At 35.6% G+C, this 13560-nt stretch carries 12 protein-coding genes; all 12 read left to right on the plus strand.

What is annotated here, in order from left to right; translation table 11 throughout:
• Positions 1-65: 65 nt before the first annotated feature.
• The 12 genes from ACTO1Y_RS07940 to ACTO1Y_RS07995 all read left to right on the plus strand — a co-directional run bounded on the left by ACTO1Y_RS07940 (position 66) and on the right by ACTO1Y_RS07995 (position 13261).
• The gene (locus tag ACTO1Y_RS07940) at positions 66-2024 is read left to right on the plus strand and encodes a peptide ABC transporter substrate-binding protein (RefSeq protein WP_441348862.1); all 1959 of its coding nucleotides are present in this window, start codon (positions 66-68) and stop codon (positions 2022-2024) included.
• Between the two features lie 193 nt (positions 2025-2217).
• The gene (gene cpsA, locus ACTO1Y_RS07945; RefSeq protein ID WP_373113793.1) at positions 2218-3666 is read left to right on the plus strand and encodes an LCP family glycopolymer transferase CpsA; all 1449 of its coding nucleotides are present in this window, start codon (positions 2218-2220) and stop codon (positions 3664-3666) included.
• A gap of 1 nt (position 3667) precedes the next feature.
• Positions 3668-4399 carry a capsular polysaccharide biosynthesis protein Cps4B gene (gene cps4B, locus ACTO1Y_RS07950; protein WP_441348863.1) on the plus strand — a complete coding sequence of 244 codons (732 nt, stop codon included), beginning with the start codon at positions 3668-3670 and terminating at the stop codon, positions 4397-4399.
• Between the two features lie 8 nt (positions 4400-4407).
• Complete coding sequence (locus ACTO1Y_RS07955) at positions 4408-5100, plus strand: CspC family polysaccharide chain length determinant protein (RefSeq protein ID WP_006149720.1); 693 nt, start codon at positions 4408-4410, stop codon at positions 5098-5100.
• 10 nt (positions 5101-5110) lie between these two features.
• Positions 5111-5803, plus strand: a complete 693-nt coding sequence (locus tag ACTO1Y_RS07960; protein ID WP_006149710.1) for a tyrosine-protein kinase — start codon at positions 5111-5113, stop codon at positions 5801-5803.
• A 17-nt stretch (positions 5804-5820) separates the two neighbouring features.
• A complete protein-coding gene (locus ACTO1Y_RS07965; RefSeq protein WP_441348864.1) occupies positions 5821-7191 on the plus strand; it encodes a sugar transferase in 1371 nt (456 codons plus the stop codon).
• Positions 7192-7195: 4 nt separating this feature from the next.
• On the plus strand, positions 7196-7981 hold the full coding sequence (locus ACTO1Y_RS07970) for a LicD family protein (protein ID WP_006149695.1): 786 nt from the start codon (positions 7196-7198) through the stop codon (positions 7979-7981).
• Between the two features lie 19 nt (positions 7982-8000).
• Positions 8001-8723, plus strand: coding sequence for a WecB/TagA/CpsF family glycosyltransferase (locus tag ACTO1Y_RS07975; RefSeq protein ID WP_441348865.1), 723 nt, complete (start codon positions 8001-8003; stop codon positions 8721-8723).
• Positions 8698-9783 (plus strand): glycosyltransferase family 4 protein, encoded by a 1086-nt coding sequence (locus ACTO1Y_RS07980; RefSeq protein WP_441348866.1) that lies wholly within the window; start codon positions 8698-8700, stop codon positions 9781-9783. The genes ACTO1Y_RS07975 and ACTO1Y_RS07980 overlap by 26 nt, the downstream gene beginning before the upstream one ends.
• A complete protein-coding gene (wecB, locus tag ACTO1Y_RS07985) occupies positions 9780-10868 on the plus strand; it encodes a non-hydrolyzing UDP-N-acetylglucosamine 2-epimerase (RefSeq protein ID WP_441348867.1) in 1089 nt (362 codons plus the stop codon). The genes ACTO1Y_RS07980 and wecB overlap by 4 nt, the downstream gene beginning before the upstream one ends.
• Positions 10869-10873: 5 nt before the next feature.
• The gene (locus ACTO1Y_RS07990; RefSeq protein WP_424847648.1) at positions 10874-11839 is read left to right on the plus strand and encodes a glycosyltransferase family 2 protein; all 966 of its coding nucleotides are present in this window, start codon (positions 10874-10876) and stop codon (positions 11837-11839) included.
• Between the two features lie 6 nt (positions 11840-11845).
• A complete protein-coding gene (locus tag ACTO1Y_RS07995; protein WP_441348868.1) occupies positions 11846-13261 on the plus strand; it encodes a flippase in 1416 nt (471 codons plus the stop codon).
• The last annotated feature ends 299 nt before the right edge of the window (positions 13262-13560 follow it).

Here is a 13560-nt window from a genome sequence, read left to right on the forward strand (position 1 = left end):
TTTAGGCTAAAATTTGATAATATAATTATATGTCATAAAACCTAACATACAAGGAGAAATGAAACATGAAGCTTAAAAAACATTTGATTGGAGTGGGGTTGACGCTTGCTGCTACGGTTCTATTGACAGCCTGTGGCCAGTCAGCATCAGACGGCAAGACATACTCGTCTACCTTTGGTGCAGATCCGACAACCTTTAACTATCTCTTGGATTACGCTGGTGATAACACTGCTATTGTAACCAACTTGGTAGATGGTTTGCTTGAAAATGATAACTACGGGAACCTCATTCCATCCCTTGCAAAAGAGTGGAGTGTTTCTAAAGACGGTTTAACTTATACCTACAAACTCCGTGAAGATGCTAAGTGGTATACTTCAGATGGAGAAGAGTATGCTCCTGTTAAAGCTCAAGACTTTGTAACTGGTATCAAGTACGCTGCTGATAACAAGGGTCAAGCTCTGGATTTGATTCAAAACTCTATCAAGGGTTTGGATGATTATGTAACAGGTGCTAATACGGACTTTTCAAATGTTGGTGTAAAAGCTATAGACGATTACACAGTTGAGTATACTTTGACTCGTCCAGAGCCATTCTGGAACTCTAAGACAACTAACAGTATCTTGTTCCCTGTAAACGAAGAATTCCTTGCTTCTAAAGGAAAAGACTTCGGAACTCTGAAACCAGATAGTATTCTTTATAGTGGACCATATTTGTTAAAAGATTTTACATCTAAGTCTTCTATCGAGTATGTGAAAAACCCACATTACTATGACCAAGAAAAGGTAACGATTGAAAAGGTAAAATTGGCCTACTTTGATGGCTCAGACCAAGACTTGACGATCCGAAACTTTGAAAGTGGCGCATACTCATCTGCAGGTGTTTATCCAAATAGTTCAAACTTTGCTAAGACAAAGGAAAAATACAAGGACAATATCGTTTATAGTTTGCAAGATGCGACATCTTGGTACTATAACTTTAACGTCAACCGCGGTGCTTATAACCACACTGCAAAAACAAGCGATGAACAAAAACAAGCAACTCAAGCTGCAGTTTTGAATAAAAACTTCCGTCAGGCAATCAACTTCGCCATTGATCGTACAGCTTATTCAGCCCAATCAAACGGTGAAGAAGCAGCTAAGAACACTCTTCGTAACACACTTGTGCCACCGACTTTTGTACAAGTTGGAGACAAGACTTTTGGTGAAACAGTTGCTTCTAAATTGGTGAACTATGGTACACAATGGTCAAATATGAATCTTGAAGATGCTCAAGATGGTTATTTCAACGAAGAAAAAGCACAAGCTAAGTTTGCAGAAGCTAAAAAAGAATTAGAAGCTCAAGGTGTGAGCTTCCCAATTCATTTGGATTTGCCTGTAGACCAAGTTAACAAGACTTTGCTTTCAGGAACAAACTCCATCAAGCAATCGATTGAATCAACGCTTGGTTCTGAAAATGTAGTGGTTGATGTTATCCAATTATCGACAGATGATTATACAAATGCAACAGCTCAAGCGCCAACTCCAGCAGATCATGACTATGATTTGAATTTGGATGGATGGTCAGCTGACTATCAAGACCCTTCAACTTACCTCAATCCTTTCAACTCTGAGGACGGTTTCTATCTCAAAATTTTGGGACTTGATCCAAGCAAGGATGCAAACAAGATTACTAGTCTAGGTTTGGACCAATATACTCAAAAATTAAAAACAGCAGATGCAGAAAATACAGACGTAGCGAAACGCTATGAAAACTATGCAGATGCACAAGCTTGGTTAATTGATAGTTCCCTTCTAATCCCAGTTGTATCAAATGGTGGTGGTGCTTCGGTGACACGTGTGACACCATTTACACGTGCTTACTCACTAGTTGGTATCAAAGGAACTGGAAGTAACTACAAGTACATGAGATTGCAGACAGATGTCGTTACAAGCTCTCAATTTGCTGAAGCCAAGGCTAAATGGGAACAGGAACGTAAAAATTCTGTCGAAAAGAGTCAAAAAGAATTTGAAAGCCACGTTAAATAACAAAAAATAGAGCTTACAAAAGCTCTATTTTTATTTTGATTGTTTTTAAAAAACGCAAAAACTAACAAAAACAATAATAAAAATGCATAAAATAAATACATATTCAAAAGTAAGCGTTTCCTTGGTATAAGTAGTTAGCCTTGAGGTATAGTTTGTGATATAATTGAATTAAAATATATTGTAGAGGTGTTCCGTGAGTACCAGACGATTAAAAAAAAGTAAATCTAGTCAAATTCAGCAGAGCTTGAACGCAGGTTTGTTAGTTATCTATGTAGTTCTTGCTTGTTTTTTATTGTTTCTAATTTTTAGATATCAGATTTTAGCCATTCACTTTGTAAATATCATTCTCTCGGGAGTCCTCGTACTTGTAGGATTGTTGGCTTTGGTTTTGATTTTAAAGAAAAAAGCTAAAATACTTACATTGATTATGCTTATCTTAGCAGTGTTACTAAACTCTGTTGCGTTAGTAGCAGTACAACAGTTTGTTAGTCTTGCAAATCAATTTAATGCCACTTCTAATTATTCGAGTTATTCGATGAGTGTGGCGGTGCTAGCAGATAGTGAGATTAATAATGTTTCAGAACTTTCAAGTGTAACTGCTCCAACGGGGACTGATGCTGAGAATATTCAAAGATTGATGGATGACATTAAGCTAACTCAAAGTAAAGAGTTGACAGTAGAAGAGAGCTCTTCATACCTGGCAGCTTATAAGAGTTTGTTAGATGGTAAAACCAAAGCGATTGTCTTAAATAGCGTTTTTGAAAATCTGATTGAGCAGGAATATCCTGACCACGCTAAAAAGATTAAGAAAATCTATACCAAGGATTTGACCAAGAAAGTGGAAGCGCCTAAGGTAGCTACAGGAAACTCCTTCAATGTCTACATTAGTGGGATTGATACCTATGGTCCTATCAGTTCTGTTTCGCGTTCAGACGTTAATATCATCATGACAGTCAATCAAGATACTAAAAAGATTCTTTTGACGACAACTCCTCGAGATGCTTATGTTCCGATAGCAGATGGAGGGAATAACCAAAATGATAAGTTGACGCATGCAGGTATTTATGGTGTTGATGCTTCTATTCATACTTTGGAAAACCTTTATGATATTGACTTGAATTATTATGCTCGTCTTAATTTTACTTCGTTCTTGAAATTGATTGACCTTCTAGGAGGCGTCGATGTCTATAATGATCAAGAGTTTACTTCACTACACGGTAAATATCACTTCCCTGTAGGGAACGTCCATCTGGACTCTGAACAGGCTTTAGGATTTGTTCGTGAACGCTATTCATTGGCAAATGGTGATGGAGATCGTGGCCGCAACCAACAAAAAGTCATTACAGCTATTATTCAAAAATTAACTTCAACTGAAGCTTTGAAAAACTTTGATAGTATTATTCAAAGTTTACAAGATTCGGTTCAAACCAATATGCCGCCAGAAACAATGGTTAGTCTGGTCAATGCTCAATTGGCAAGCGGAGGAAAATATACCGTTACAAATCAAGATTTAAAAGGAACCGGACGTATGGATCTTCCGTCATATGCTATGCCAGATAGCAACCTTTACATGTTAGAAATTGATCCAACGAGTTTGGAGACAATCAAGACTGCAATAAAAGATACCATGGAAGGAAAATAAGATGATTGACATCCATTCACATATAGTTTTTGATGTCGATGATGGACCAAAAAGTATAGAAGATAGTCGAGCGTTGCTAAAAGAAGCTTATGCACAAGGTGCTCGGACTATCGTTTCAACTTCTCATCGACGAAAGGGAATGTTTGAGACACCAGAAGATAAAATTGCTACTAATTTTAAGATCGTTCAGGAACTAGCCAAGGAGATAGCTCCTGACTTAACAGTTTTATATGGTGCTGAGATATATTTTACTAGCGACATTCTAGATAAATTAGAAAATCATATTATCCCGAAACTAAATGACACACGCTATGCTTTAATTGAATTTAGTATGAATACACCTTATCGAGAGATTCATAGTGCCTTGTCAAAAGTTCTCATGTTAGGTGTAACGCCTGTGATTGCTCATATTGAACGTTATCACGCTTTGGAAAATGATGAAAAAAGAGTGAGAGAGCTCATCAATATGGGATGCTATACGCAAATAAACAGTTCAAGTGTTCTAAAACCGAAACTATTTGGGGATACTTATAAGTTTATGAAGAAACGTGCTCGCTATTTTTTAGATAGAGATTTAGTTCATGTTGTTGCGAGTGATATGCATAATTTGGATGATAGACGACCTCATATGAGAGAAGCTTATGATTTGATAAGTAGAAAATATGGCAAAGAACAAGCTCAAGAGCTTTTTGAAACAAATCCTTCAAAAATTATAAAAGATGAAATTATATAGGAGAAACGATGAAAGACAAAGATAAAATCGAAATTGATGTAGTGCAAATGCTAAAAGTTTTATGGAAACGCAAATTGATAATAGCGTTGGCAGCAATTGTCACAGGTGCGCTTGCTTTTGGATATAGTTCATTTGTAGTTAAACCTCAATTTACAAGTACCACACGTATCTATGTGGTCAATCGTAACCAAGGAGATAAACCTGGTCTGACTAATCAAGATTTGCAAGCTGGTTCATACTTGGTAAAAGACTACCGAGAAATTATTCTATCTCAAGATGTATTAGAAAAAGTAGTAGCTGACCAAGGGTTGAGTTTTGATGCAAAATCCCTCGCTAAAAAAGTTCAAGTAACGGTCCCAGCAGATACTCGTATAGTGTCAATTTCAGTAAGAGATGGGAATCCTGAAGAAGCTAGTCGAATAGCAAATGCTCTTAGAGAAGTGGCCGCTCAAAAAATCATCTCTGTAACGAAAGTATCTGATGTAACTACATTGGAGGAAGCTCGTCCTGCCATATCACCATCCTCTCCAAATATTCGTCGCAATACAATCTTTGGTGTTGGTATAGGAGCAAGTATTGTCATTCTATTAGCTCTATTGGTTGAACTATTGGATGACCGTGTGAAACGTCCAGAAGATATTGAAGAAGTAATGCATATTTCGCTTTTGGGAGTTATTCCAAATTTAGAGAAATTAAAGTAAGGGAGAAAATATGGCAAAGTTAGAATTATCAGAAAAACGCCAAGCATTCGTAAAAAAAGCAGAAGAATATTATAATGCTTTGCGTACTAATATACAATTGAGTGGAGATAAGTTAAAGGTTATTGCTATTTCTTCGGTTAGACCTGGAGAAGGAAAATCAACGACTTCAACTAATATTGCATGGTCTTTTGCGCGTGCTGGTTATAAAACCCTCCTTGTTGATGCCGATATTCGAAATTCTGTTATGTCTGGTGTCTTCATGTCGCGAGAAAAAATCACTGGTTTAACAGATTACTTGTCTGGGACAAAGGACTTATCACAAGGGTTGTGTGAGACAAATGTGGAAAATCTATTTGTTATCCAATCTGGGGCTATTTCTCCGAATCCAACAGCACTTCTTCAAAGTGAGAAATTTGAAGTCATGATAGAAACACTACGCAAGTATTTTGATTATATTATTGTAGATACAGCTCCTATCGGAGTTGTAATTGATGCAGCGATTATTGCGCAAAAATGTGATGCTTCTATTTTAGTGACAGAGGCTTCTGCAACTAAACGTAGAGAAGTTCAAAAAGCTAAGACCCAATTAGAACAAACTGGGACACCATTCCTTGGTGTTATTCTAAATAAGTTCGATATTCATCTTGAAAAGTATGGCACATATGGTGGTTATGGGAGCTATGGTGCTTACGGTCAAAAATAAGTTTAGGGAGTAAATATATGGAAGGAAGGGGTTTCTATAAGGTAACTCTAGCGTTTTTGCAGAGTATACTGGTTAGTGTATTAGCTTATATACTAATTTCTGTAACAGAAACAAAGATTGTTGCAAAAACTGTTTTTGTCCTTTATTTTCTTCACTTTGCTGCCTTCTACATCAGTAGTTATGGGAAGGATTTTTTCAAACGAAGTCAATCGGTCGAATTGATAGAGACAATAAAATACATTATCTTTTTTGCTTTGTTAATTAGTTTCTCTAGTTTCTTTTTAAAAGACCAATTTGTGATTTCGAGAAGAGGAATGATTTACTTCCTTTCATTATATGGGATTTTCAATTACATTCTCAGCTTTGTTATAAAAAAATATTGGGTACAATTTAACCATAATTTAAAAGGAAGTCGTAAAATTCTTTTGATAACTGCGGCAACACGTACTGAGAAAGTAATTGATCGTCTCTTGACTTCTAATGATGTTTTTGGAAAGCTTGTAGCAGTAAGTGTCTTAGATGATCCAAATTTTAAACATAATAAAGTTACGATTGTTCCACATGAACATCTCATTCATTATGCAACTCACGAAGTAGTGGATGAGGTTTTCGTGAATTTGCCAAGTGAGGATTATGACATTGGTAGCATTATTTCTCAATTTGAAACGATGGGTATTGATGTTACAGTTAATCTAAATGCTTTTGATAAAAATTTAGGTAGAAACAAACAAATCCATGAGATGGCCGGTTTAAATGTAGTAACTTTTTCTACAAATCTATACAAACCAAGCCACATAATTGCTAAACGTATTATTGATATTTTAGGCGCTATTGTGGGGTTGCTTATCTGTGGTCTTGTAAGTATATTCCTTGTGCCAATGATTCGAAAAGATGGTGGACCAGCAATCTTCTCTCAAACCCGAGTTGGTAAAAATGGTCGCTATTTCACATTTTATAAATTCCGTTCCATGAGGGTAGACGCAGAAGAAATCAAGCAGCAATTGATGGACCAAAATACTATGCAGGGTGGGATGTTTAAGATGGACAATGACCCTCGCGTTACCAAAATAGGACACTTTATTCGAAAGACAAGTTTGGATGAATTGCCCCAGTTTTGGAATGTGTTGATTGGTGATATGAGCCTAGTAGGAACTCGCCCTCCAACAGTGGATGAGTATGAAAAGTATACACCTGAACAAAAACGTCGTTTGAGTTTCAAACCAGGAATTACTGGCTTGTGGCAAATTAGTGGTCGCAGTGGAATTACCAATTTTGATGATGTTGTCAAACTAGATGTGGCCTATATCGATGATTGGACAATTTGGAAAGACTTCGAAATTTTATTAAAAACAATAAAAGTAGTTTTGATGAGAGATGGAGCAAAGTGATTCTATGAATAAAGTGAGAGAGATTCAATTAGGAGAGTTAACTCTTTTAGAAAGTTATATCGATCTTTGTAAAAAACATGATCTGCGTTATTACGCCTTGGGTGGGACGTTACTCGGTGCTATTCGTCATAAGGGTTTTATCCCGTGGGACGACGATATGGATTTAGGAATGCCCAGAAAAGATTATGAAAAATTCTTATCAATCTGTGAGAAAGAACTTCCTGAAAGTGTTATTTTAAGACTTCACGATGATAATCTAGGTAATACTTCGATTATGGATACTTCAGTCCAAATTCAATTTGGTAATGAATGGTGTAGTCCTTTTATTGATATCTTTCCCTTAGATGGTTATCCAGAAGATGGTTTTCACTACTGGTTGCATACAAATAAAATCAAACTTTATCGTGCCTTGTCTAAAATTTCTGTCATCGATCGATTGCATGAGAGAGATAGGGGTTCGTTCGAAAATGCAATTGTGAAAATTTCAAAAATCTTTAAATTAAATAAGCTCTTAAACACTTCAAAAATTAACAAAAAATTACAAAGTATCATTAAACAATATGATTACGAAACTAGTACCATAGTCGGAAATGTCTTGGGTTCCTACCGAGAGCGAGAACTCGCAAGAAAAGAAGTGTTCGGGGAACCACAATTACTAGAATTTGAAAATTTACAAATAAGTTGTCATGCAAATCCTGATGAATATTTGACAAAAATATATGGTGATTACATGCAACTACCAAAAGAAGCTGAACGGAAGGGTCATTTTGAGTCTACGTGGGGAGATTAAATTGAATAGTTTTGATTTAATGGGGGTCAGAATTGACCCCTTAACAATGGACGAAACTGTCCAAGCTGTTGAAAAATTTGTTCTTGAGCAACGCCCACTCCATCTAATGGGGGTGAACGCAGACAAAATTAATCAATGTCAGACAGATGAATCGATTAAAAAGATAGTGAACGATTCTGAGATCATTAATGCAGATGGATCTTCAGTTGTTCTAGCTTCCCGCTTTTTGGGTTATCAAGTTCCTGAGAGAGTTGCTGGGATTGATTTGATGCAAAAGTTGCTCCATTTAGCCAATGAAAAGTCATATTCGGTTTATTTTTTTGGTGCCAAGGAAGAAGTTTTAATAGATATGTTGGAAATCTTTAAGAAAGATTATCCAAATTTACGAGTCCTTGGACATCGTAATGGTTATTTTTCTGAAGAAGATGAATATGGCATTCAAGAAGATATTCGAGCAAAAAATCCGGATTTTGTTTTTGTCGGGATTACCTCTCCTAAGAAAGAATACATTATCCAAAAGTTCATGGATCATGGTGTAAATTCGGTATTTATGGGAGTTGGAGGTAGTTTTGATGTCCTGTCTGGTCATATCCAACGAGCTCCTCTCTGGATGCAAAATGCACATCTTGAGTGGTTGTTCCGCGTGGCGAATGAGCCGAAACGCCTCTTCAAACGGTATTTCGTAGGGAATGTCACTTTTATTAAGCGAGTTTTAGATGAAAAACGGAAGTCGAAAAAATAATATTTTACATATTTCACGTACCATGGATATCGGTGGTGCGGAACGGATTGTCTACCAGTTGGCGACAGATCTTAAGGATGAATTTGATCAGGTTCATATCGCATCTACTGGTGGACTTTGGGAGAGTGAGCTTGCTACTCAAGGGATTCAACATCATAAAATTTTAGATATCGATAGTAAAAATCCACTGACAGTATTAAAGCTTCTATATTCTATTCACCAGATTATCAAAAATAATGAGATTACTATAGTCCACACTCATCACCGGATGGCTGCTTTTTATATCCGATTACTAAAGCTTTTTAATTCAAAATTAATACACGTTTATACTGCCCACAATGTCTTCAAAGATAAATTACCCCTATATAGATTTGCTTTAAAAAATGCAAAAAGTATAGCTGTGGGAGAAGCTGTAAATAAAAACTTAAAAGAGGACGTAGGCATTACGGATAGTAGGGTTATTTATAATGGAGTCGTCTTCAAAGAAACGGATGACCAAGTCGATGAGATTATCAGTTATAGTGGGATTAAAATAGGGTGTATTGCAAGATTATCTGAACAGAAGGGTTTGATATATCTTATTGAAGCTATGTCTTTACTTACGGTAAAGGATATTCGATTGTTTATCGTTGGTGATGGTGAGCTTAGAAATGAACTTGAGAATAAGGTTAAAGAGCTTCATCTTCAAGATTCGGTAATATTTTTAGGATATCGTAAGGATATCGTGGAATGTATCAACAGTTTTGATTTTTGTGTTTTGCCTTCAGTATTTGAAGGATTTGGCTTAGTTGCCATTGAGGCATTTATGAATAGCAAAACCTTAGTTGCCACGGATATACCGGGATTAAACGAAGTTGTTACAAATGAAAATGGAATCTTAGTCCCAGTAAAAGATCCGATTGCCCTAGCTGGTGCTATAGACAAATTAGCAACAGATGTAGCATTAAGAAATAGTCTAGCTTTCCAAGCCAAAAAAACCTATGACGAAAAATTTAGTTATCCTATGTTTTTAGAAAATTATCGAGCGTTGTATAGAGAGATACAGGGAGAACCGAAATGAAAAAAGTAATGTTGGTTTTTGGGACACGTCCAGAAGCAATCAAAATGTGTCCATTAGTAAATGAGTTGAAGAAAAATGATTCAATTAAGACTATTGTCTGTGTAACTGGCCAACACAAAGAAATGCTTGAACAAGTTTTGGATGTTTTTGAAGTAGTTCCTGATTATGATTTAGGAATTATGAAAGCGAACCAAACTCTATTTACAATCACGACTAGTATTCTTGATAAGATTCAAACAGTTTTAGAGCAAGAAAAACCAGATATCGTTCTTGTTCACGGGGATACAACTACGACTTTTGCTACGGCTTTAGCTGCGTTTTATTTGGGTATCAAGGTTGGGCATGTAGAAGCAGGTTTGCGAACTTATAATCTTCAAAGTCCGTTCCCTGAAGAGTTCAACCGCCAAACCACTTCCATTATTGCAGATTATCATTTTGCGCCGACAGAAGTTGCAAAGGAAAATCTTCTAAAAGAGGGAAGAGAAAATATCTTTGTAACAGGGAATACCGTTATTGATGCTTTAAAGACAACTGTTCAGGATAATTACGACCACCCAATTTTAGAGTGGGCTAAGGACAGTAAGTTAATTATGCTGACAGCTCACAGACGTGAAAATCTTGGGCAACCAATGGAGCATATGTTTAATGCCGTTAACCGTATTTTAAATGAATTTGAAGATGTTAAGGTTGTTTACCCAATTCATAAAAACCCTAAGGTTCGAGAGTTGGCAAGTAAAGTATTTGGTGAAAATGAACGCATGAAAATTATTGAACCTTTAGAGGTCATTGATTTCCATAATTTTATGAACCAAAGCTATATGATTTTAACAGATTCTGGTGGAGTTCAAGAAGAAGCTCCATCCTTAGGGAAACCAGTTTTAGTCATGCGTGATACCACAGAACGTCCTGAAGGGATTGCGGCAGGAACTTTGAAATTAGTTGGAACAGAAGAAGAAAATATTTATAGGAATTTTAAGCTTCTTTTGGAAAATGAAGAGGAATACAACAAGATGAGTAAGGCAAGCAATCCTTATGGAGATGGAAAAGCTTGTGAAAGAATCGTCGATATCATTTTGGAAGGATAGGCATAATGGATAAGGTTTCTATTGTTGTACCAGTATACAATGTCGAAGATTGTTTAAGTTATTGTGTAGACAGTTTAAGACAACAGACTTATAAAAATATAGAAATTATACTGGTAGACGATGGTTCGACAGATGCTTCTGGAGAAATCTGTGATCAACATGCTCAAGAAGATGAGCGTGTACGAGTACTCCATATTGAAAATGGAGGAATATCTAATGCTCGAAATACAGGAGTTAAAGAAGCCTCAACTGATTGGATTATCTTTGTTGATTCAGATGATTATTACGATAAAAGAACTGTAGAATATTTAGTAGGACTTAGAGATAAATACGGAGTTGAACTAGTAGCAACTCCAGTAATTGAAGTTCGAGATTATGAATCGAAAGATTTCTCTGGCTCTTTAACGGAGAAATCTTCTGAAAAATTAGATCGCTATACAGCCTTAAAAGAGATGTTCTATGGAAATCGTGTAGGGACTCATTCGGGTGGGAAACTTTATAAGAAGACGATTCTGTCACGTTTCCCTTATCCTAAAGGAATGCTTTACGAAGACTTAGCAATAGCTTACGAGCATATTGCTTCTTGTAAACACATTGCGGTAGGAGACATTAATCTTTATAAATACTATCGAAGACCAGGAAGTATTGTAAATTCTAAGTATAGTGATCGTCTCTTAGATTTTTACAAGGCTATGGAATGGAATAGAAGTTATATCGAACGAGACTATCCTAATGATAAGGAAATGAGAAGAGCTTTAAACGTCCGCTACGTCTTTAATGGTCTGCATATTGTACATGCTATGCTTAGTTCAGATATGTATGCTGAAGTTAATAAAATTAGAAAAGAATACATTCAATATTTCAAAGATGTTATTCTGAATTCAAATGTTACAAGGAAAAATAAAGTGAAATACTTGATGCTTTTGGTTTCTCCAAAACTGTATGAAAAAATTAGAGAGAAGATGAGTTAGGTAAGAATGAAGGTTTTAAAAAATTATGCATATAATCTCTCTTACCAGCTACTAGTGATAATTCTTCCTATTATAACAACACCTTATGTAACTAGGGTATTTAGTTCAACTGATTTAGGGACTTATGGTTATTTCAATTCAATTGTAACCTACTTTATTTTATTGGCGACATTGGGCGTGGCCAATTATGGTACAAAAGAAATTTCAGGCCATCGTAAAGATATCAGAAAAAACTTTTGGGGCATATACACCTTGCAGTTTGGTGCGACCATTCTGTCGATATGCTTATACATTCTCTTATGTCTGTCCTTGTCATTTATGCAAAATCCCGTTGCATATATTTTGGGCTTGAGTCTGGTATCTAAAGGGATGGATATCTCCTGGTTATTTCAAGGGTTAGAGGATTTTCGCAAGATAACAGTTAGAAATATTACTGTTAAACTGGTCGGTGTCATTTCAATCTTCTTATTTGTAAAATCAGCAAATGATTTATATCTTTATGTGTTTTTGCTAACAATATTTGAATTATTGGGGCAGTTTAGTATGTGGTTGCCAGATAGAGAATTTATCGGGAAACCACATTTTGATTGGTCCTATGCTAAACAACACTTGAAACCAGTTGTTCTCTTGTTTTTGCCGCAAATAGCTATTTCGCTATATGTTACTTTGGATCGTACTATGCTAGGGGCATTAGCCTCAACTAAAGATGTCGGAATTTATGACCAAGCCTTAAAATTGGTCAATATTTTGCTTACACTAGTGACTTCGTTAGGAAGCGTAATGCTTCCTCGTGTTGCCAATCTCCTATCAACTGGAGATCACAAGGCTGTAAACAAAATGCATCAGATGTCTTTCTTAATATACAATTTAGTCATTTTTCCTATAATAGCAGGAATGTTAATTGTTAATGATGATTTCGTGCAATTTTTCTTAGGACAGGATTTCCAAGATGCTAAATATGCGATAGCAATTATGATTTTTAGAATGTTCTTTATTGGCTGGACAAATATTATGGGTATTCAAATCTTGATTCCACATAATAAAAATAAAGAATTTATGATTTCGACAACTATTCCAGCTATTGTGAGTGTCGGTTTAAATTTATTATTACTACCTAAATTAGGTTATATCGGAGCAGCCATTGTTTCTGTATTAACAGAAGCCTTAGTATGGGCTATTCAACTGTATTTTACAAGAAACTATTTAAAGGAAGTGCCTCTTCTAGCTTCGACTTTTAAAATTATAGGAGCATCAGCTCTTATGTACGGTGTACTATTCGTTGTAAAAACTACAGTGAATTTTACGCCTGTTATAAATGTTATGGTATTTGCTACAATAGGAGCGATACTTTACATTTCTCAAATACTATTCTTAAAAGTAATTAGTCCAAAAGAGTTAAAACAGCAGTTATCGAATAAGTGAAGTAATGCAGAAAAAATAAGAAATTTTGCTAACTTATAGTCTTGTTGTAATAATGAACTCTTGTATAGAATTAATTTCGCTTTGGTTGATTAAAGAGTTAGGAAAGGGAGGATAGAAGAATATATGTGAACTAGAAGATTTAAGAGATAATATTTTTTCAGTCAATTTGATATTTCTTATAGTTCACTCAATATGATTCTTTTTCAAAAAATATGATAAAAATTAAATTTGAAAACCTACTAGTCAGCATTGTTGTATCTGTAGTGGTGTTTTTTAATACCATATCAACTACAATGCTG

Source organism: Streptococcus sp. V728, assembly GCF_052077995.1.
Lineage (GTDB): Bacteria > Bacillota > Bacilli > Lactobacillales > Streptococcaceae > Streptococcus > Streptococcus infantis_B.